Annotated in this window: 14 protein-coding genes; 5 read left to right on the top strand and 9 right to left on the bottom strand. The window is 68.1% G+C overall.

Features of this window, described 5'->3' with window-relative positions:
* Positions 1 to 36: 36 nt before the first annotated feature.
* Positions 37 to 1,620, bottom strand: coding sequence for an aldehyde dehydrogenase (NADP(+)) (locus ACFOD4_RS01370; protein WP_379592829.1), 1,584 nt, complete (start codon positions 1,618 to 1,620; stop codon positions 37 to 39).
* A 446-nt stretch (positions 1,621 to 2,066) separates the two neighbouring features.
* On the opposite strand from ACFOD4_RS01370, the gene ACFOD4_RS01365 reads away from it, so the two are divergent.
* Positions 2,067 to 4,916: a ribonucleoside-diphosphate reductase subunit alpha gene (locus ACFOD4_RS01365; RefSeq protein WP_379592827.1), complete on the top strand. Its 2,850-nt coding sequence runs from the start codon at positions 2,067 to 2,069 to the stop codon at positions 4,914 to 4,916.
* A 23-nt stretch (positions 4,917 to 4,939) separates the two neighbouring features.
* Entirely contained in the window at positions 4,940 to 6,055 is a 1,116-nt protein-coding gene (locus ACFOD4_RS01360) for a ribonucleotide-diphosphate reductase subunit beta (RefSeq protein WP_379592825.1), read from the top strand.
* Positions 6,056 to 6,166: 111 nt separating this feature from the next.
* Here the strand turns inward: ACFOD4_RS01360 and ACFOD4_RS01355 are convergent, their stop codons facing one another.
* Positions 6,167 to 7,015 (bottom strand): alpha/beta fold hydrolase, encoded by an 849-nt coding sequence (locus ACFOD4_RS01355; RefSeq protein ID WP_379592823.1) that lies wholly within the window; start codon positions 7,013 to 7,015, stop codon positions 6,167 to 6,169.
* Between the two features lie 67 nt (positions 7,016 to 7,082).
* On the opposite strand from ACFOD4_RS01355, the gene hydA reads away from it, so the two are divergent.
* Positions 7,083 to 8,564, top strand: a complete 1,482-nt coding sequence (gene hydA / locus ACFOD4_RS01350) for a dihydropyrimidinase (RefSeq protein WP_379592821.1) — start codon at positions 7,083 to 7,085, stop codon at positions 8,562 to 8,564.
* A gap of 64 nt (positions 8,565 to 8,628) precedes the next feature.
* Here hydA and ACFOD4_RS01345 read toward each other — a convergent pair whose 3' ends face one another.
* The 3 genes from ACFOD4_RS01345 to ACFOD4_RS01335 form a co-directional block, all read right to left on the bottom strand.
* Positions 8,629 to 9,795 carry a hypothetical protein gene (locus ACFOD4_RS01345; protein WP_379592819.1) on the bottom strand — a complete coding sequence of 389 codons (1,167 nt, stop codon included), beginning with the start codon at positions 9,793 to 9,795 and terminating at the stop codon, positions 8,629 to 8,631.
* Between the two features lie 186 nt (positions 9,796 to 9,981).
* Positions 9,982 to 10,782 carry an aspartate dehydrogenase gene (locus ACFOD4_RS01340; RefSeq protein ID WP_379592817.1) on the bottom strand — a complete coding sequence of 267 codons (801 nt, stop codon included), beginning with the start codon at positions 10,780 to 10,782 and terminating at the stop codon, positions 9,982 to 9,984.
* Positions 10,779 to 11,777 carry a threonine ammonia-lyase gene (locus ACFOD4_RS01335; protein ID WP_379592815.1) on the bottom strand — a complete coding sequence of 333 codons (999 nt, stop codon included), beginning with the start codon at positions 11,775 to 11,777 and terminating at the stop codon, positions 10,779 to 10,781. The genes ACFOD4_RS01340 and ACFOD4_RS01335 overlap by 4 nt, the downstream gene beginning before the upstream one ends.
* Before the next feature lie 171 nt (positions 11,778 to 11,948).
* Between ACFOD4_RS01335 and uvsE the strand changes: the two genes are divergently transcribed.
* Positions 11,949 to 12,995, top strand: a complete 1,047-nt coding sequence (uvsE, locus tag ACFOD4_RS01330; RefSeq protein ID WP_379592812.1) for a UV DNA damage repair endonuclease UvsE — start codon at positions 11,949 to 11,951, stop codon at positions 12,993 to 12,995.
* Between the two features lie 10 nt (positions 12,996 to 13,005).
* On the opposite strand, the gene ACFOD4_RS01325 is transcribed toward uvsE, so the two are convergent.
* The 4 genes from ACFOD4_RS01325 to ACFOD4_RS01310 form a co-directional block, all read right to left on the bottom strand.
* The gene (locus ACFOD4_RS01325; protein ID WP_379592810.1) at positions 13,006 to 14,283 is read right to left on the bottom strand and encodes a D-amino acid dehydrogenase; all 1,278 of its coding nucleotides are present in this window, start codon (positions 14,281 to 14,283) and stop codon (positions 13,006 to 13,008) included.
* A 286-nt stretch (positions 14,284 to 14,569) separates the two neighbouring features.
* Positions 14,570 to 16,024, bottom strand: coding sequence for a protein adenylyltransferase SelO (locus tag ACFOD4_RS01320; protein ID WP_456316859.1), 1,455 nt, complete (start codon positions 16,022 to 16,024; stop codon positions 14,570 to 14,572).
* A 121-nt stretch (positions 16,025 to 16,145) separates the two neighbouring features.
* Positions 16,146 to 19,265, bottom strand: coding sequence for an efflux RND transporter permease subunit (locus ACFOD4_RS01315; RefSeq protein WP_379592806.1), 3,120 nt, complete (start codon positions 19,263 to 19,265; stop codon positions 16,146 to 16,148).
* Between the two features lie 14 nt (positions 19,266 to 19,279).
* Positions 19,280 to 20,443 (bottom strand): efflux RND transporter periplasmic adaptor subunit, encoded by a 1,164-nt coding sequence (locus ACFOD4_RS01310; RefSeq protein WP_379592804.1) that lies wholly within the window; start codon positions 20,441 to 20,443, stop codon positions 19,280 to 19,282.
* A 143-nt stretch (positions 20,444 to 20,586) separates the two neighbouring features.
* On the opposite strand from ACFOD4_RS01310, the gene ACFOD4_RS01305 reads away from it, so the two are divergent.
* Positions 20,587 to 21,240: a TetR/AcrR family transcriptional regulator gene (locus tag ACFOD4_RS01305; RefSeq protein ID WP_379592802.1), complete on the top strand. Its 654-nt coding sequence runs from the start codon at positions 20,587 to 20,589 to the stop codon at positions 21,238 to 21,240.
* The last annotated feature ends 59 nt before the right edge of the window (positions 21,241 to 21,299 follow it).

The raw sequence follows: 21,299 nt of genomic DNA, 5'->3' as shown, positions 1-21,299 counted from the left end.
CTGTCAGGTTCCCGGCAGCGGCGCGCCTTGATGCCCTCAGCCCTGGCCGAGCACGCCGTCGGTGCGGCGCCACAGACCCATCGGGTTGCCGTCCTTCAGCGCCTCCGGCAGCAGGTCGGCCGGGAAGTCCTGATAGGCGACCGGGCGCAGGAAGCGCTGGATGGCTAGGCTGCCGACGGAGGTGGTGCGGCCGTCAGACGTCGCCGGGAAGGGCCCGCCATGCACCATGGCATGGCCGACCTCGACGCCGGTGGGGTAGCCGTTCACCAGGATGCGGCCCACCTTGCGCTCCAGCACCGGCACCAGCTTGCGCGCCAGCTCCAGATCCTCGGGCTCCATCTGGATGGTGGCGGTAAGCTGGCCCTCGATGCCCTCGGCCAGGCGCAGCATGGTGTCCTCGTCCGGGCAGCGGATCACCAGCGACGCGGCGCCGAACACCTCCTCCAGCAATGCGTGGTCGGCCGCGAAATGCTCGGCGGTGGTGGTGAACAGGGCGGCACGGCCCATGTAGGGGCCGCCCTCGCCCGGCTTGCCCTCGGCCACCGTCTGCACGCGGTTGTTGGAGGACAGCTTCTCCACCCCCTCCTTGTAGGCCTTGTGGATGCCCGGGGTCAGCATGGTCTGCGCCCCGGCGCCTTCCAGCCCCGCCTTGGCCGAGGCCAGGAAGCTGTCCAGCGTCTCGCCCTCGACGCCCAGCACAAGGCCGGGATTGGTGCAGAACTGCCCGGCGCCCATGGTCAGGGAGCCGACAAAGCCCTTGCCGATCGCCTCGGCCCGCTTGCGCAGCGCGCCGGGCAGCAGGAAGACCGGATTGATGCTGCTCATCTCGGCATAAACCGGGATGGGCTGCGGGCGATTCTGCGCCGTCTTCATCAGGGCCGTGCCGCCGGCAAAGGAGCCGGTGAAGCCGACCGCCTGGATGCGCGGATCGGCCACCAGCGCCGAGCCCACCTTGGCGCCGGAGCCGAACAGCATGGAGAACACGCCCTCCGGCAGGCCGCACTTCTTCACCGCCGACTGGATGGCGCGGCCGACCAGCTCCGAGGTGCCGGGATGGGCCGAATGCGCCTTCACGATCACCGGGCAGCCTGCAGCAAGGGCCGAGGCGGTGTCACCGCCGGCCACCGAGAAGGCCAGAGGGAAGTTGGAGGCGCCGAACACGGCCACGGGCCCCACCGCAATGTGGCGCTGCCGGATGTCGGAGCGTGGCAGCGGCGTGCGCTCCGGCTGAGCCGGATCGATGCGGGCATCGAGGTAGCCGCCATCGCGCACCACGGCGGCGAACATGCGAAGCTGGCCCACCGTGCGGCCACGCTCGCCCTCAATACGGCCACGCGGCAGCCCACTCTCGGCGCAGGCGCGCTCGATCAGCTCGTCACCAATGTCGAGGATCGCCTGGGCGCAAGCCTCCAGGAAGCCGGCGCGGACCTCGGGCGTGGTTTCGCGGTAGCTGTTGAAAGCCGCCGCCGCCAGAGCGCAGGCACGGTCGACCTCGGCTGCCCCGCCGCCGCCGTAAGCTGGCTGCAGCGTTTCGCCAGTGGCGGGGTTGATGCCGTGCACCGCCGATTCACCACCGCGCAGTGCGGCAGCGCCAATCAGCATTTCTCCGGTGAGAGCCATGGCGTCGTCTCCTTGGGGATAGGGACCGGCCTCGTTCCGGGCCGGCGCTTGGTGCGAAGGTAGGCGGGGTAGCGGGCCCGCGCCACCCCCTTAGCGCCAGGATGTCCGACATCCTACCAGTGCTCCTGAGGCGGGTTGAAGGGCCGGGCGCAGATCTCTCCCGCTGCGTGAGCCCAGCCTACGCGAGCTTCACCATACTGGATCGTGTTCTGTCGGTCCTGCGCGCTTTGCACTGCTCTGGCCGGCAACTTCATGCTACGTCAGGCGCTTAGGCGACGAGCCGTCCATGTGACGTGCAGAGTGGTCCACACACCACATCTAGTTATCCCCCGCTTTTTTCGACCCCATATATTGACCCTCCCGATGGGAGACCGCCAAGGTGCCCTCCGTCACGGCAAGCGATTCGTCGCCCGCCGCGTCGCCCAACCGAGCCGGAGCCCCCGTCGATGAATGCCATCCAGAAGAGCGCCGAGCGGCGCGACGCCCAGGAGACGACGATGGGAATGGTTGAGCAGAGGCAGATCCAGGTCATCCGTCGCGATGGTCACCCCACCTCCTTCGACGCCGGCAAGATCACCACCGCCCTGACCAAGGCCTTTCTCGCCGTGGAGGGCACCTCGGCCGCAGCGTCGCAGCGCGTTCACGAGGTCGCGGCCGAGCTGACGCGGCAGGTGGTGGCCGGACTCACGCGCAATTCCGGCCACAGCGTGACGCTGCACATCGAGGACATCCAGGATCAGGCCGAGTTGGCGCTGATGCGCGGCGGCCACCACAAGGCTGCCCGTGCCTACGTGTTGTATCGCGAGGAGCGCGCCAAGGAACGCGCCCAACACGCCTCAGCCCCGGCTGAACCGCTGCTGCAGATGCGCGATGCCGACGGCCTGCTGCGGCCGCTGGACCGCGCCGCCCTCGCCCAGGTGGTGCAGGATGCCTGCGAAGGTATCTCCGATGTTTCGCCCGAGCCGATCCTGGCGGAGACCAGGCGCAACCTGTACGACGGCATCAGCATCCAGGAGCTGGCCCAGGCCCCCATCCTGGCCGCCCGCACGCTGATCGAGCAGGAGCCGAATTACAGCCAGGTTTCCGCCCGCCTTCTGCTGGCCGAGCTGCGCCGCGAGGCGCTGGCCCACGTTGAGGGCGGCAAGCTTTCCCAGGCGGTGACGCAGGCCGAAATGGCCGCTCGCTACCCGGACTACTTCGCGGCCTTCATCGCCAAGGGCATCGAGGCCGAGATGCTCAACCCCGAGCTGGCGCAATTCGACCTGACCCGCCTTGCCGCCGCGTTGAAGCCCGAGCGCGACCTGCAGTTCCAGTATCTCGGCTTCCAGACGCTGTATGACCGCTACCTGCTGCAGCAGGACGGCGTGCGATACGAGATGCCGCAGGCGCTGTTCATGCGCATCGCCATGGGCCTGGCGCTGAACGAGATTGACCGCGAAGAGCGCGCGATCGAGTTCTACGAGCTCATCTCCTCCTTCGACTTCATGTGCTCAACGCCGACGCTGTTCAACAGTGGCACGCGGCACTCGCAGCTTTCCTCCTGCTTCCTGACCAGCGTGCCCGACGATCTGCACGGCATCTTCGGCGCCATTCAGGACAACGCCATGCTGTCCAAGTTCTCGGGCGGCATCGGCAACAGCTGGACCCGCGTGCGCGGCCTTGGCGCGCACATCAAGGGCACCAATGGGCAGAGCCAGGGCGTTGTGCCGTTCCTGAAGGTGGCGAACGACACTGCCATTGCGGTCAACCAGGGCGGCAAGCGTAAGGGTGCGGTCTGCGCCTATCTGGAAACCTGGCACATCGACATCGAGGAATTCCTCGACCTGCGCAAGAACACCGGGGATGAGCGTCGCCGCACGCACGACATGAACACGGCCAACTGGGTGCCGGATCTGTTCATGCAGCGTGTGGAGGCGAATGGCGACTGGACGCTGTTCTCGCCCAACGATGTGCCGGACCTGCACGACCTCTACGGGCTGGAGTTCGAGGCCGCCTACCTGCGCTACGAAGAGCGCGCGCGGGCCGGCGAGATCCGCGTGCACAAGACTGTGCGCGCCGTGGATCTGTGGCGCCGCATGCTGACCATGCTGTTCGAGACAGGCCATCCCTGGATGACCTTTAAGGACCCGTGCAACCTGCGCTCGCCGCAGCGCCATGCCGGTGTGGTGCACTCTTCCAACCTTTGCACCGAGATCACGCTGAACACCTCGGACAGCGAGGTTGCTGTCTGCAACCTCGGCTCGATCAATCTTGGCCGCCACGTGGGCGAGAAGGGCCTGGATCGCGAGCGGCTGGAGCGGACCATCCGCACCGCCATGCGGATGCTGGACAACGTCATCGACGTCAACTTCTACACCATCCCGCAGGCACGGCGCTCCAACCTGAAGCACCGGCCGATCGGCATGGGACTGATGGGCTTCCAGGACGCGCTGCACGAGCTTCGCATCCCCTTCGCCTCCGATGAGGCTGTACGCTTCGCCGATGAGAGCATGGAGGTGATCAGCTACCACGCCATCGCCGCGTCCTGCGACCTCGCCGCCGAGCGCGGCGCCTATGCTTCCTTTCCCGGCTCGCTCTGGAGCCAGGGCGTGCTGCCGATCGACAGCATCGAGTATGTCGCGGAAGCACGCGGTGGCGTGCTGGAGCTCGATCGTTCGGCAACGCTCGACTGGTCCGGCCTGCGCGAGCGCGTGAAGACCGTGGGCATGCGCAATTCCAACGTGATGGCGATCGCGCCGACCGCCACGATCTCCAACATCGTGGGCGCCACCCAGTCGATCGAGCCGACCTTCCGCAACCTCTACGTGAAGGCCAACATGTCGGGCGACTTCACGGTGGTGAACCCCTACCTGGTGCGCGATCTCAAGGCGCGCGGGCTGTGGGACAGCGTGATGGTCAGCGACCTGAAGTATTTCGACGGCAGCCTCGGCGCTATCGACCGCGTGCCCGACGACCTGAAGGCGCTTTACGCGACCTCCTTCGAGATCGAGACGGGCTGGCTGATCGAGGCGGCGGCGCGGCGGCAGAAATGGATCGACCAGGCGCAGTCGCTGAACCTGTACCTGGCCAACCCCAACGGGCGGAAGCTGGACAACCTGTACCGGCTGGCCTGGAAGCGTGGTCTCAAGACAACCTACTACCTGCGCACCCAGAGCGCGACGCATGTGGAGAAGTCCACGCTGAAGACCTCGGACGGCAAGCTGAATGCGGTGAAGGTCGCGCCGGAGCCGGTGGCCGCCGTGCCCGTGCCGCAGGTCTGCTCGCTCGACGATCCGACCTGCGAAGCCTGCCAGTAACTCGCGCGACGACGGAGATAACAATGCTCGACTGGAACGAGAACAAGCTGTCGGTCGCGACGCCTCCGCAGGACGGAGGCACGGCGGATGGCACCGGGCTGGGGCAGATCGACCACGGCGCGGCGCGCATCTCGGTTGATGACAAGGCGATGATCAATTGCCGCGCCGACGTGAACCAGCTCCTGCCCATGAAGTATCGCTGGGCGTGGGAGAAGTACCTCGCGGCCTGCAACAACCACTGGATGCCGACCGAGATCTCCATGCAGGCCGACATCGCTCTGTGGAAGTCGCGGGACGGGTTGACGGAGGAGGAGCGGCGCTCGATCAAGCGCAACCTGGGTTTCTTCGCCACCAGCGAATCCCTGGTCGCCAACAACATCGTGCTGGCCATCTACCGCCACCTGACCAACCCTGAGTGCCGCCAGTACCTGCTGCGCCAGGCCTTCGAGGAGGCAGTGCATACCCACACCTTCCAGTACATCGTGGAAAGCCTCGGCCTGGACGAGGGCGAGCTGTTCAACATGTACCGCGAGGTGCCGTCCATCACCGGCAAGGCCGAGTGGGCGCTGCGCTACACGCAGAACCTTTCGAACCCCGACTTCCAGACCGGCTCGCTGGAGGCCGATCAGGCTTTTGTGCGCGACCTCGTCGCCTTCTACGTCGTGTTCGAGGGAATGTGGTTCTACACCGGCTTCGCGCAGATCCTCTCGCTCGGACGGCGCGGCAAGATGGTGGGCATCGCCGAGCAGTACCAGTACATCCTGCGCGACGAGAGCATCCACCTGAACTTCGGCATCGACGTGATCAACCAGATCCGTGCCGAGAACCCGCGGATCTGGACCGCCGAGTTCACCGCCGAGATCCGCACCATGCTCAAGGAAGCCTGCGAGCTGGAAGTGGCCTATGGCCGCGACACCATGCCGCGCGGCTTCCTTGGGCTGAACGCGGCGCTGTGCGAGCAGTACATGCACTTCATCACCAACCGCCGCTGCACGCAGCTCGGGCTGCAGCCGCTGTTCCCGGAAACGGAGAACCCGTTCCCCTGGATGTCCGAGGTGATGGACCTGAAGAAGGAGAAGAACTTCTTCGAAACGCGCGTGATCGAGTACCAGAATGGTGGCGCGCTGAGCTGGGAGTGAGCGCGCTCAGGGAGCGGGTGCGGTCAAGAAAGACCCAGCGCAATGCCTGTCTGACGGCGAGCGCAGTGGATCGTGTTCCCTGCCGGAAAGGTTCGAGAGGGCACAGCCCTCTCAATCCACCTCAGCCAGAAAACGCTCCAATGCCTGGTTGAAGGCTTCGGCCTGCTCGAAGTAGGGCGAGTGCCCCGCATTCGGAATTTCCACATGCCGCGCCCGCGGCATCAGCGCCGCCAGATACGGCGCGACAGGTGCGGCGAAGACGATGTCCTCGCCCCCCGTGATCCACAGCGTCGGCGTGCCGATGTCCGACAACTCCGTCGCGGGCACGGTACGTCCTGCAAACAGGCGCGCCCGCAGCGCTTCCTTGTCCAATCCCGCGCTCAGCTCATCGATGTTGCGGTAGAGCAGATGCAGCGCCGGCTGCTCATCCGCCATCCGTGCCCCCGCCGCAGGATGCACACCGCGCGGACCTCCGGTTGCCCTGGCCGCAGCGGAGAAGCGCTTCCATGCCGACCGGGCGGCAACAGCGTCTGGACCCGCGCTATCGGGCTCGATGGGGCCGGAGGTCGCCGACAGCACCAGCCCCCGCAGCCGGTCCGGAAAGCGACGCGCAAAGTTCACGCCGGTCCAGCCGCCCATGGATTGCCCGATGAAGACCGGAGCATCGATCTGCAGCGCGTCGAGCAGCGCCGCCAGGTCATCGGCGTAGGCACCCGGATCCGGCGCGCCATCCACTTCGGAAGGAAAAAAGCCGCGATGGCTGAAGGTCACGCAGCGATGCGTCGCGGCGAAATGCCCGATCTGTTGCCACCAGGAAAGATGGTTGCCGCCCAGCCCGTGACCGAAGACCAGGGGCGGGCCCTTCCCCATCTCCTCGTAGTAGATGCGGGCATCGGGACGTTGGACGAAGCCGCGATGGCGTGGGGCGCTTCCGCCCGGAATGGCGATGGGCTGGGTCATGCCGGGCAGCTTGCGGTCAGCGTCGCGCCGTGTCGAGATGCGACGCAGTATGCGGAAGGATGGCGCGATGGGCGATTTCGATCTGGTGGTGCGCGGCGGCACGCTGGCCAGCGCGGCCGAGGTTTTCGAGGCCGATATCGGCATCAAGGACGGCGTCATCGCCGCGCTGGGGCGCAACCTGTCCCGCGGGGCGGAAGAGGTCTCGGCCAAGGGCCTGATCGTCACCCCGGGCGGGCTCGACTCGCACTGCCATATCGAGGAGATCGGCCAGGACGGCACCGTGCAGGAGGAAAGCTTCAGCAGCGGCTCGGCCGCCGCGCTGGCGGGCGGCACCACCTCCTTCATCTGCTTTCTGCCGCAGTGGAAGGGGTACTCCCTCGCCGACAGCGCGCCCGGCTATGAGGAACAGGCGAAACGGTCGCGTGCCGACTATTCCTTCCATCAGATCATTACCGATCCGACGGCGGAGGTGATGGAGAAGGAGGTGCCCGCCCTGGTGCAACGCGGCATCCGCAGCCTGAAGGTGTTCCTGACCTATGACCCGCTGCGGCTCACCGATGGCGAGTTCCTGCGCGTGCTGGCCACGGCGCGCCGCCTTGGCGCCTTCGTCACCGTGCACTGCGAGAACTTCGACGCCATCGGCTGGCGGATCGAGGCATTGCTCAAGGCCGGCCTGACCGACCCGCTGCAACACGCCTGGTCCCGTCCCCCGGTGGTGGAGCGCGAGGCGACGCACCGCGCCATCGCCTTGGCCGAGTTGGTGGACCAGCCGATTCAGGTTTTCCACGTTTCCTGCGAGGACGCCGCCGCCGAGATCGCCGCTGCGCGTGCCCGCGGTGTGAAGGTGTGGGGTGAGACCTGCCCGCAATACTTCACCCTGTCGCATGACGACCTGCAGGGCGCGGATTTTACCGGCGCCAAGGCCGTGTGCTCGCCCGCGCTGCGCGAACGGTCGGAACATGCGCGCATCTGGCGCCGGATCCAGGACGGCACGCTGGATGTGGTCACCTCCGACCATTGCGGCTTTTCCTTCGCCACCGCGAAGAAGGCAGCGGGCAGCAGCGCCTATGGCACAGGGGCGGCGGCACAGCGGCCGGACGGCATGCCGGCCTTCAACGCCATCCCCAATGGCGTGCCGGGCATTGAGACGCGGCTGCCCGTGCTGTTCTCGGAAGGGGTGTCCAAGGGACGGATCGACCTACCGACCTTTGTGAAGCTTTCCTCGGCCAATGCCGCGAAGCTGTTCGGGCTGGCGGGGCGCAAGGGCACGCTGGCGCCGGGCGGCGATGCCGACCTCGTGCTGTGGGACCCGGACCGCGAAACCACGATTGCGCAGGAGCGGCTGCACCACGCCATTGACTACACGCCCTGGGAAGGTCTGCCGGTGAAGGGCTGGCCTAGCATCACCATCCGGCGCGGCGAGATTGCCGTGCAGGAAGGAGAAGTGCTGGCGGCGCCGGGCTCTGGCCGCTTCCTTTCCCGCGGCCCGTATGCCCTGGCGCGAGGTTCCGGGCGGGTGCCCGACGGTTTCGACGCCGCGGCACTCTGAGGGGCCGCCCTCTGGCCGCCACCATGCTCGTTCGCAACGGACGAGGCAGCGGCGGCCAGCGGCGTTAATGCTGCTCGCCCGATCCGGCGACGGCCATGACATTGAAGGGCGCGCCGCCCATGGCGACCTCGCGCTGCACCGCCAGCGTCGCCGCATCGAGCACCAGCAGACGCCCTTGCGCAGGATCGGTCACGGCCACCAAGCCGCCCGCGGCCGAGAGTCGGGGCCGCGCCAGTGCCCAGCCGCCATCCATGGAATAGGGCTCCACCAGCTTCACGGTGGCGGCGATCTCCGCCTTCAGCGTGTCGATACGGTGCAGGCTGCCATCTTCGGTCAGCACGAACATCGTCTGGGAGCGGCCGGGGTCGAGCGTGTAGGCGACCCGCCGCGCCGGCAGTTCGACCACGGCGAAGCGGCCGGCGTCGGGGTCCAGCACCGTTACCGCATCCGGTCCGAAATCGGCGGCGAAAAGATGGAAGTCGCTGCCACCGATGAGGGTCCGCACCATGCGGTCCAACGCCGTTCCTTCAGGATAGGCGAGCTTGCGGAATTCCCCCTTCCGCGTGTCGAGCAGCAGCACGCCATCGGCGCAGCCCACGGCGATGACGCGGTTGGAGATGGCCTCGCCATGCAGGCGCGGGCAATCGTCGCGGCGGGCCACCTGCTTGCCTTCCGCGTCGAGCACCACCACGCCGCCAGGCCGGGCGCCATTGGCTTCGGCGTGGCTCAGCATCAGCATGGCGCCAGCGGAGCCGCGAAACGGATAGGCCAGGCCGTGATGCGCCGTGCCGGCGTTGAGCCGCCGGATACTGTCGGCTCCGGTCACCACCACCGAGCCGTCGCCATCGAAGAAGCTGGCCAGCCGCCCGTCACCCGCCAGCACATGCGACGGCTTCGGCCCTTCGGCTACTTTGGCGACGAGGCGCGGCCCGGAAAGCTTCAGGTCCGCATGATCGCCATGATCTTCCAGCGCGATGCCGAGATCAACCACATCGACGCGTCCCGCCTCGCCCTGCGCCAGGGAAACCTCGCCTCGGGCCACGCCCCGCCGCAGCCCGCCCGGGGAGCCGGTTTCAAAGCGCTGCATCACCTCGCCGGTCAGCAGATCGACCACCGCGACACTGTTTCGGGCGTGATCTGTCACCACCGCGCGGTTGGCCTGAGGGGTCTGGGCTTGGCTCGACGCGGCGGCCAGGAGGACGGCCACGCCAAGGATGCTGGCAATACGCATGATGCAATCCGTTACGTTATATTATACTATTCTGCGGATTTTCTTTGGAATGCAAGAGGGCAGCAAGCGGCTGGGCGGCCTTGTTTTCCCGATGGCACCCACCGCGCGCCCAAGCCCCGGGCCTTTCCTGCGCTGCAGGCAAGAACACGCTCTGCGAGGACAGTCGGGGTGCCCGGGCCCCTTCGTTTAGCTGCCGATCTTCAGCGTCTCGGTCAGGCCCCGCAGGCAGGCCAGCACGGAAAGCGGCGTCATCCGGCCGGTGCGCGGATTATCCGGGCTCGGCATCCCCTCGATGGTCATGCTGAAGCGGGCCGCTTCCGCCTCGACACGGATGGTGTGGATGTTGCGCTCTGCGGCAGGGTCCGCCCAGAGCCGTACCTCCGTGCGCTGCGGCCCAATGCCCGCCATGGCCAGGGCCGCGGCCACATTGACGTTGGCAGGAAAACCTTCGGCGGCCTCCAGCGCGTTGCCCTGGAAAACCAGCTTCGCCTCGGCAAGGCCGTCCAGACTGATGCCGTTGCGCTCCAGATAGGGCGCGCCGGCCAGGCCGCGCGGTGGCTTGCGGGTTTCGATCACCACGCTGTCCACGCGTCCGTACGCTGCCGCCCGCACCGCATCCAGCCCCACCAGCGCACCGGTCGGCACGATGATGCGTGCGCCACTGGCCTCGGCTTCCTCGACCAGCTCCATCTGCCGCATCAGCGCACCGCCCGAGCAGGCCAGCAGCACGCGGCCAGCAGCGATGGCCGGCCGGGCAATGGCGGCGAAGGCAGCGGCGGGGGCGGCCTCGATAACGATCTCCGCCTCGGCCAAAGCTTCCACCGGCACCACGCGTGGCGGAGCGCGGAAGCCCGCCACCGCCGCCCGTGCCTTTTCTGTGTCACGCGAAGCCACGGCGATCAGCCGGAAACCTTCCACGCCACGATCCAGCGCCCGCGCCAGTTCCAGCCCGATCGCGCCGAGACCACCGATGGCGACGGTCTTCACGCCAGTGCCTGCGCAAAAAGCGAGGCATCCACATTGGCGCCAGAGGCGAGCACGGCGAGCGTCCGGCCTTTGGCCTCGATGCGCCCGGCCAACACCGCCGCCAGCGCCGCCGCGCCGCCCGGCTCCACCACCACCCGGAACTCCTCGAACGCCAGCCGCATCGCGGCCATGGCCTCAGCATCGGTGACGCCAAGCGCGCCGCGCAAACGGGTGCGGGCCACGGCAAAGGTCATCTCGCCCGGGCTCGGCGCCAGCAGGGCGTCGCAGATGGAGGGTGCGGCCCCCTCATTGCTTTCACGCTTCCCGCTGGCGAGGCTGCGCGCCATGTCGTCATAGGCGGCCGGCTCCACAGCCCAGACCTCCGTTTCCGGCGAGACGGCATGGGCGGCGATGGCACAGCCCGCCGCCAGTCCGCCGCCCGAGCAGTTCACCAGCAGCGCATCCAGCTTCGCGCCAATCGCCTCCGCCTGGAGCAGCATCTCCAACCCCACCGTGCCGGCACCGCCGGCGATCCAGCGATGCTCGAAAGGAGGCACCAGCATCAGGCCGCGGGCGGCGGCGATGTCGCGCCCGATCGCCTCTCGATCCTCGGTGCGGCGGTCATACAGCACCACCTCGGCGCCCCAGCCACGGGTGCGCTCGATCTTGGTCTGCGGCGCGTCCCTGGGCATCACCAGCACGGCGGGCGCGCCGTGGCGCGATGCGGCCCAGGCCACCGCCTGTGCGTGGTTGCCGGAGGAGAAGCCGATCACCCCACGCGACCGCGCTTCCGGCTCCATCTGCGACAGGAAGTTCCAGGCGCCTCGCGCCTTGAAGCTACCGGTGCGCTGCAGCCCCTCGGCCTTCAGCAGCAGCCGCCCGCCCAGCCGGTTGTTGACGCGCTCGCTTTCCAGCAGCGGTGTCTTGACCAGCACGCCGTCGATGCGCACCGTCGCGGCCTCGATCTCGGCAAAGGCGGGCGGCTGGAGGTGCCAGGGGGTGGTGTCATCGGGCATCGGGCGGGTCCTGCGTTTCGCTCCGCCGAGCATCCTGCATGGCCCGGCCTCCGCCCAGCCTAGGTCGCACGGGACGGCTTGTGAACGCCTGGCGCAACCGTCCGGCGCGGAGCGGTCTTTTCCTTGCTCCGGGAGGGCCACCAGCCCTGCCCGCTTCCTGAGGAGCAGCCAATGATCCCGACCCCTTCCCCCCCGCTGCGCCTCGGCTTTCCCGTCAAGCTGATGGGGGTGGACGACATCAAGAGCAACGACACGCGGCGCTGGCAGCAGAACCCGCACCTCAAGGTTTCGCTCGAATACATGGACCGGGCGCTGGACTACTTGAACAAGCACGATATCCGCATGTACCGGATGTCCTCCGACCTTGCCCCCTACGCTACCCATCCGGACATGCCGCAATTCCATTCCATGGTGCGCGACAGTGATGCGGAGCTGCGCGCCTTCGGCGCCAAGGCCCGGCAACTCGGCATCCGCCTCTCTTTCCACCCCTCTCAGTACGTGGTGCTGAACAGCCCTGACCCGGCGCTGGTGGAGAAGAGCATCTGGGACCTTGTGTCCCAGGCCGAGATGCTGGACCGGATGGAGATGGGGCCGGAAGCGGTGATGGTGATCCATGTTGGCGGCACCTATGGCGACCGGGAAGCCGCCAATGCGCGCTGGGTGGACACCTGGAACACCCGGATGCCGGAGGCCGTGAAGCGCCGGCTGGTGCTGGAGCATGACGATCTGCGCTTCTCCGTTTCCGATATCCTGTGGATCCACGAGCAGACAGGTGTGCGGCTGATCTTCGACCACCAGCATTTCTGGTGCCTGAACCCGGATGGGCTGGAGATGCGCGACGCGCTGGAGCGTGTGCTGCGCTCCTGGCCTGAAGGGCAGCGACCGAAGGTGCATTTCTCCTCCCCGCGCACCGAGATGCGGGAGTTGAAGCGCAAGGACAAGGCCACCGGCAAGCCGAAGACCGTGCGCGTGGCGCCAGTGAACACGGGCCACGCCGATTTCTGCAATCCGTTTGAGTTCATCACCTTCATGCGCATCGCCGAGGGGTTGGAATTCGACGTGATGCTGGAAGCCAAGGTGAAGGACCTGGCGCTAATCCGGCTACGACCGGACCTGCTGCGCTACGCGCCGGATGTGGCACTGCGTTTCGGGCTGGAACCCGCCGCAGCCGCCGCCCTGGAAGCCGAGGAGGACGCGTTCCTGGAGGCGGCGGAGTAGCCTGCTCGCCTCAGCCCTGGCGCGGCAGCAGGTAGGGAGCCGTCGGGATGGCGGTGTCCCGCCCCGCGATCATTGCCGCGAGCAGATGCGCCGTGCCGCAGCCAATGGTGAAGCCGAGTCCGCCATGGCCGAGATGCAGCCAGAGGCGGCCAATGCCACTCTCGCCCAGGATCGGCTTCCAGTCCGGGGTGGCGGGGCGCAGCCCGGCCCAGGCATCGGCGCGGGACCAGTCGCCGCCTGCCGGGAAGGCTTCCAAGGCCTGGCGCCGCAGCAGCGCCACACGGCCCTCGGCCAGATCGGTGCCGAAGCCCACCATGTCCACCATGCCGGCCACGCGCAGCCGGCCCTCCTGAGCCGGCGTGGCGCGCTCCAGCAACGCATAGACGGTTTTGTGGTGAGCATCGGTGATGCTGATCTCGGGCGGCCGGTCCGCTTCCCGCACCGGAAGGGTCAGGCTGTAGCCCTTCAGCGGGTAGAGCGGCAGGCGCAGCCCGAGCCCTTCCGCCAGATGCATGGCGCCGATGCCGGAGGACAGCACGAACAGATCCGCCTCCACCGCCCCCTGCGGCGTTTCGGCTGCGACGATCTCGCCAGCCGCCATGCGGAGACCGGTGACCTCGTGGTTGAACAGGAACTGGACGTTGTTGCGGCGCATCAGCGCGTCGCGCAGCGCCAGGCAGAACATATGGGAATCGCCCACCGATTCATCCGGCGTGTAGACGCCCCCTGCCAACTCGGCGCCAATGGCGGAGAGGGCCGGTTCCAGAGCCAGGCACTGCTTCGCGTCCAGCACCTGCTGCCTGGCACCTTCGCGCGCCTGCAATGCCACCACCTCGGCCGCCGAGGCCAAGCCCGCCTCGTCGCGGAACACCACCAACTTGCCATTCTGCCGATGACCGAATGCCAGCGGCGCCTCGTCCATCATGTCCGCCAGCACGTCCCGGCTGTGATAGGCAAGGCGCAGCATCGCCCGCGTGCCAGCCGCGAAATTGGCAGGGCGGGCGGCGCGGAGGAAGCCGAGCAGCCAGCGCCACAGGCGCGGATCCATCTGCGGCCGCAGTCGCAGCGGAGCCTCGGCGTCGAACAGATATTCCAGCCCCTTCCGCGGCACGCCAGGGGCGGCCAGCGGTGCCACATAGGAATAGGAGAGCTGGCCACCATTGGCGCGGCTGGTGCCCAGGCCCGGTCCGGCCTCACGGTCCAGCACGATCACCTCATGCCCGTCCGCCGCGAGGTGCCAGGCAGCGGCGAGCCCGGCAATTCCGGCGCCGATGACGCAGATCCTCATGCGTGGCGTTTCGTGCTGAAGGGGCGGAGATGAGTGGATGGCATGGCGGCTCCGGCGTGGATCGCGGCGCGGAGATGACCACGCCGCTCAAAGCTTAGGCCGGCAAGGGCGCCAGGGCCATATCGGCCAAACGTGGTTCGGAAGGGGCCGCCGCTCCCCATCCCCATCCCCTCCCCAAAGGCTAGGGCGGCGACCACCGGTAGCTGCGCTGAAAACTCATGGAAAGGACATCCTCCTCCCAATGGCGTTGAGGGAGGCGCGTCCCCTCCCGTCCATGCGACACCCCTCAGGTGCCGCAGAAGGTCTGGCGGATTTCCTCCCCAGGCGGGGCCGGCTCGGCATGGGAGTTGAAACCGGGCTTGTCAGTGAAAGGGGTTGCCAGCAGATCGACCATCTCGTGGAACGGTGCGAAATCCTCCCGCTCCACGGCGGCGGCGATGGCGGCCTCCACCTTGTGGTTGCGGGGGATGAAGGCCGGATTCACGGCGTTCAACGCGTCGCGCCGCTGGTCCGGCGTGACGCCCTCGCGAGCCAGCCGTGCCCGCCACGATTCGGCCCAGCCATCGAAGGCCGACGGGTCGCGGAACAGGGTACGCGGCCCGGCCTCAGTGCCGAGCCGGCGAAAGGTCAGGGTGAAATCCGCTCTCTCGGCAGCCATACGGCCGAGCAGGTCCTGGATCAGCGCCATGTCGCCCTCTTGGGCGGTGGCGAGGCCGATCTTGCGCCGCAGCCCGGTATGGTAGGCGGCTTCGAAAGCGGGGGCGAAGCCGGCCAGCCCCTGTTGCGCCTTGTCCACCGCCGCCTCCTCGTCGAGGGAGAGCAGCGGCAACAGGCATTCTGCCAGCCGGGCCAGGTTCCACTGCATGATACCGGGCTGGTTGCCGTAGGCGTAACGACCGCCATGGTCGATGGAGCTGAACACCGTGGCTGGGTCAAAGGCTTCCATGAAGGCGCAAGGGCCGAAATCAATGGTCTCGCCGGAAATGCTGGTGTTGTCGGTGTTCATTACGCCATGCACGAAGCCCACCAGCAGCCATTGCGCCACCAGCGCCGCCTGCCGCCGAACCACGCCGGAGTAGAAGGCCAGCGCCGGGTCCTCCGACTGGGCCGCGGCCGGATCGTGGCGCGCGATGGCGTAGTCGAGCAAGGTGCGCAGCCCTTCCTCATCCCGCCGCGCGGCGAAGAACTGGAAGGTGCCCACACGCAGGTGGCTGGCGGCCACGCGGGTGAACACGCCGCCGGGCAACGCGCGTTCGCGCAGCACCGTCTCGCCCGTGGTGACCGCGGCCAGGGCGCGCGTGCTGGGGATGCCGAGAGCCGTCATGGCCTCGCTGACGATGTATTCGCGCAGCACCGGCCCCAGCGCGGCGCGGCCGTCTCCGCGGCGGGAGAACGGGGTGGGGCCGGAGCCCTTCAGCTGGATGTCGCGACGCGCGCCGTCACGGCCCACCACCTCGCCCAGCAGGATTGCGCGGCCATCCCCCAGCAGCGGGGAGAAGCCGCCGAACTGGTGCCCGGAGTAGGCCTGGGCCAATGGCTCCGCGCCTTCCGGCACCGCATTGCCGGCCAGCACGGCCACGCCCGCGGGCGTTTCCAGCGCAGCGGAATCGAGGCCAAGCTCCTCCGCCAGCGCATGGTTCACCCGGATCAGCTTCGGCGCGGCCACCGGTGTCGGGTCGAGCCGCGCATAAAAGCGCCCGGGAAGGCGCACATAGCTGTTGTCGAAGCGGAAACGCGGCATTGTTTCGGTGATGGCGTCCATGCGACGCAGATTGGATTGCGGGGGCGGCGGGGCAAGAAGCGGGAAGCACTGCTTGCCCGCATCCCTTCAGTTTCCCGGTGATCCCGCGCCGCATGAGTTCCTACGCCGCCCTTGTCTTGCGCCCCCGCAGCAGCCGCATCGCCCAGCGGCCGAAATCATCCACCACCGTGTAGACCACGGGCACAACAACAAGGCTGAGCAGGGTCGAGGTGATCAGCCCGCCGATCACCACCAGGGCCATGGGGGAACGGAACTCGGCATCGGCACCGATGCCGGCGGCGATGTGGGCCATGCCCGCGGTCATGGCGATGGTGGTCATCACGATCGGCCGGGCACGCTTGCGGGCGGCCTCGAACAGCGCATCGGTGCGCGAATGGCCAGCCTGGCGCGCCTCGATGGCATATTCCACCAGCAGGATGGAGTTCTTGGCGACAATGCCCATCAGCATCAGCACGCCGATCACCGCCGAAACGCTGAGCGAGCCCTGCGCCAGCATCAGCGCCACCAAGGCCCCGCCCAGCGAGAGCGGCAGCGCCGACATGATGGTGAGCGGCTGCAGGAAGCCGCCGAACAGCAGCACCAGCACCAGGTAGATCAGCAGGATGCCGGAGCCGAGCGCGAGCACGAAGCCGCTGAACAGCTCGGCCATCACCTCCACATCCCCCACCTGCTGCTCGCGAACGCCATCAGGCAGGTTCCGCATCACCGGCAACTGCGCCACCATGGCGGTGGCCTGGCCCAGCGGCATACCTTCCAGCTCCGCCTGCACCGTGGCCTTGCGGGTGCGGTCGAGGCGGTCGATCTGGGCCGGGCCGGCACCGTGGCGGATGATCGCCACGCTGCTGAGCGGCACCGCCATGTCGGCCCGGCCGGCGACGCGCAGCATCTGCAGCGTGGACAGGTCGTCACGTGAAGCTTCGTCCAGCATCACGCGGATGGGGATCTGCCGGTCCGGCAAGTTGAATCGCGCCAGGTTCTGATCAATGTCGCCAATGGTGGCAATGCGCGCCGTCTGGCCGATCGCAGCAACCGAGACGCCAAGCTCCGCCGCCCGATCTTCCAGCGGATCGATCTGCAATTCCGGGCGCTGCAGGCTGGCGGTGGAGCGTGCGCCGGACAGGCCCGGCAAGCCGCGCATCTGCTGCTCCAGCTCACGCGCCGTACGCGCCAGCACCTCCGCATCCTCGCCGACGAGCGTGATCTCGGCCTTGGAGCCGCTCATGCCATCGGCGCCGAAGCGCACGCGCAGCCCTGGAATGCTTTCCAGCCGTGGCCGCATCTCGGCCTCGAATTGCTGCTGCGTCAGCGCACGCTCCCCACGGGGGCGCAGTGTGATGATGAGGTTGGCGTTGCGCGGGTCACCCTGCGCCGTGGAGCTGCCCATGCCGGGACCACCCACCAGGCTTGCCGTGCCCAGCGAGGCGAAGACCGACACCACCTCCGGCCGGGCCTTCAGAATGGCCGTGGCACGCTGCACGGCGACCTCCGCGTCGGCCAGGGTTGCACCAGGCTCCAGCTCCAGCGCGGCGGCGGAGCGGCCACGGTCGGCGGCGGGAACGAAGTCGGTTGGAATCAGCGGCACGAGGGCGATCGACAGGGCGAAGAATCCGGTGGCCGCTCCCAGGGTGATCCAGCGATGCGAGAGGCACCAGCCGAGCAATGACAGGTAGCGCCGACCCACGGCTCCCTGCCCGACCTCGTCCTGGTGCGCACGGGCCGAGGGCTTCAGCAGGTAGGCGCCCATCAACGGTGTCAGCAGCCGTGCCACCACCAGGGAGAAGAACACGGCCGCCGCGACCGTCAGGCCAAACTGCCGGAAGAACTGGCCCGGAATGCCGGGCATGAAGGCCACGGGGATGAACACCGCCAGGATTGCGCCGGTGGTGGCCATCACAGCCAGGCCGATCTCAGCCGAGGCATCCAGCGCCGCGCGGAAGGCACCGCCTTCCGGGTTGGCGCGCATGTGGCGAACGATGTTCTCGATCTCCACGATGGCATCATCGACCAGCACGCCCACCACGAGCGTCAGCCCGAGCAGCGTCACGTTGTTCAACGAGTAGCCGAGCCAGTGCAGCAGAAAGAAGGTCGGAACCAGAGAGAGAGGCATGGCGACCGAGGCGATGGCCGTGGCCCGCCAGTCGCGCAGGAACAGCCAGACCACAACCATGGCAAGCCCCATGCCGACCAGCAGCGCTTCCAGCGCGCCATGGTAGCCGGCTTCCACAAAGGCGACGGTGGACGTGACCAGGCGGATCTCGCTGCCCGGGTGCGCTGCCTGCAACGCGGCGACGCGCTTCGCCACCTGTTCCGCCACGCCCATCTCGGAGGAGCCACGCGTCCGCATCACCTCGAACGCCACCACCAGCTCACCATCCAGGCGCGCGGCGGTGCGGATCTCGGCCGTGCCGTCCGTGACCTCGGCGATCTCAGCGAGCCGCGCGGTGCGGCCGCCAGGCAGGATGATGGGCCGGGATCGCAGCGCCTCCACCGTGAGCGCCGACCCCAGGGTGCGGATGCTCTGCTCGCTGGCGCCCAGCGTGCCACGCCCGGCGGGCAGGTTGATGTTGGCGCTGCGCAGCTGCTCGTTCACCTGCGCCGCGGTGATGCCGAGCGCCAGCAACCTGTCGGGCCGGAGCGCCACGCGGATCTCCCGCTCCACGCCGCCGACGCGGTTGACCTCGGCAACGCCAGGGACGGCCAGCAACGACTTCGCCACCGTGTCGGTGACGAACCAGGAAAGCTGTTCCGTGCTCATGGCGGGATTGCTGACCGTGTAGGTCAGAATGGCGCCCCCGGTGATCTCGACCCGGCTAACAACAGGATCACGGATGGATGCCGGCAGATCGGCGCGGATCTGCGAGATCTTGTCGCGCACATCGTTGGTGGCGCGGTCCACATCCTTGCCGAGGTTGAACTCGATCACGGTGGTGGAGGCGCCGTCCTGCACGATGGAGGTCATGTGCTTGACATCGCCGAGGCCGGAAACCGCATCCTCCACCCGGCGCGTGACTTCGGTTTCGAGCTCAGAAGGGGCGGCGCCGGGCTGCGCCACCGTCACCACCACGGCGGGCAGGTCGATATCGGGCGTGTTGTTGATGCGAAGCAGTGGAAAGGCGACAATGCCGGCCAATGTCAGCAGCAGAAAAAGAACAAAGGTCGGGATCGGGTTGTGGATCGCCCAGGCGGAAATGTTGCCCTGCGAGATGGCGCTGTGCTGCATGGCGGTCTTGCCCTTCACCGCGGCGGCGCGACGCGAACGCGATCGCCATCGGCGAGAAACCCCGCCCCGGCCACCACCACACGCTCGCCTTCCGCCAATCCCCGCGTCACCGCCACCACGCCGTCGCGCCGGGTGCCGGTCGCCACGATGCGTTGCTCCACGGCATCGGCGCCGTCCGGCAACACGAATGCGGTCGCCTCGCCGTTGCGGTAGACCACCGCCTCCTGCGGAACCGACAGCACCGGTTCCCGCCCCGACTGAAATTCGGCGCGGGCGAACATGCCGGGACGAAGGCCGGACTGGTCCGGCAAAGCGACATGCGCGATACCGAGCCGCGTGTCGCCGGAAACAACCGGCGAAAGGGCGCGGATCTGGGCCATGATGGACTGCTCCCCATGCAGAACGCGCACCGCCTGACCAGGCGCCAGAAAGGCGAGATCCAATTCCGGCACGCGTGCATCCAGCTCTAGCCGGCCGTCGCGGATCAGCCGCACCAATTCCTGCCCCGGCTGCACCACGGCGCCGGGCAGCACGGAGCGCCGGGAAACGATGCCGTCATGAGGTGCCAGGATGCGGGTCTGCGCCAGCCGCGCCGCCGCTTCCCCTTGCCGCGCGCGGGCGGCGAGAAGCCTGGCCTCGCCCTGGCGCACCAGGGATTGGCGCTGCTCCAGCACCTCGCGCGCCACATTGCCGGAACGGGACAGCTCCACCGAGCGCCGCAGATCGAGCCGGGCGATGTCCAGCGCTGCCTCGGCCTCGGCCAGCGCGGCATCCGCCTGGGCAGACTGCGCGGCCGGAAGCTTGTCCTCCAGCGCCACCAGAAGCTGACCCTGGCGCACTCGATCGCCTTCCTCCACCGGGACGGCCGCCACGCGCAGTCCGGCGGCCTCGGCGCCGATCACCAGCTCCTGCCACGCCACCACCGATCCATCGCCGATGATGACGCGCGACAGATCGCGCGGGCGGACCGGGACAAGGGCGACGGTCAGCGCCGGCGGCGGGGCGGCGATGCCGTTCTCTGCCGAGGGAGAAGGGGCCAGGGGTGGCAGCGGCCGCAACAAAACAACGCCCGTCCCGGCCAGCACCAGCGCGGCCGCCAGGGCCCACGGCCAGCGGCGGCGGCGCGGCGGCAGGAGTTCGGGGGGCGCGGGGCGAATCTCCGCGTGCTGGTCCGGCATGACACTGAGTTCCCGGCGGCGGCGCGTCGGTGCCCGGCTTCTCGGGCAGGCGGCCGTGGCTTTCTTGTTGACCGTATGGTCAATAGAAGCCTTACTGAACCGCAACGGCCCCGAGGTCAAGCCTGCTGAAACGGATCCACTTCATGTCCTCGCGAGATGACACTTCATCCCTGCCTTCGCGCCCGCAACGCCGGCGGCTGCCGGTTGAAGAACGGACGCCGCAGATCCTTGATGCGGCGCTGGAGGAGTTTGCCGCACGGGGCTATGCGGGCGCACGCATGGCCGAGGTCGCCCGTCGGGCCGGAATCGCCAAGGGACTGATATATCACTATTTTCCATCAAAGACCGAGCTGTTCCAGGCCACCGTGCGCGCTTGCACCCGCCCGACCTTCGAAGCGGCGGAGCGGAGCTTCGCGGCCCATCCCGGTTCGGCGCGCGAGGTGCTGCGGACACTGGTTGACCTTGGCTACGACAAGGCCGGCAACGACCCGCGCGACCGCACCCTGTTCCGCCTGCTGATCACCGAGGCAGCCAATGTCCCTGAGTTGGCGGCTTTCTATCGCGAGGAGGTGTTGTCGCGCAGCCTGGGCATCGTGCGGCGCCTGCTGGCCGAGGGCGCGGCATCGGGCGAGTTCCGGCCGGACCTGCCCGACGCACCCGGCTATGCCGAGGTGGTGCTGGCACCGGTGTTGATGCTGCCGGTATGGCAGATGATGCTGGGCGAACAGGACGCCCCCGCGCCCGAGGCAATGCGAGCCGCCCATCATGCCATGCTGATGGCGGCCCTTTCGCGCTGAGCGCTGGCGACTCCCTGGCCCTTTTTGCAGGCTTGGGCGCATGATGGCGTCGGGCGCCC

Origin of the sequence: Teichococcus globiformis (genome assembly GCF_042646265.1) — a bacterium.
Classification (GTDB): domain Bacteria; phylum Pseudomonadota; class Alphaproteobacteria; order Acetobacterales; family Acetobacteraceae; genus Pseudoroseomonas; species Pseudoroseomonas globiformis.
The sequence above is the reverse complement of the archived record's forward strand: the minus strand, read 5'-3'. Positions and strand labels throughout refer to the sequence as shown.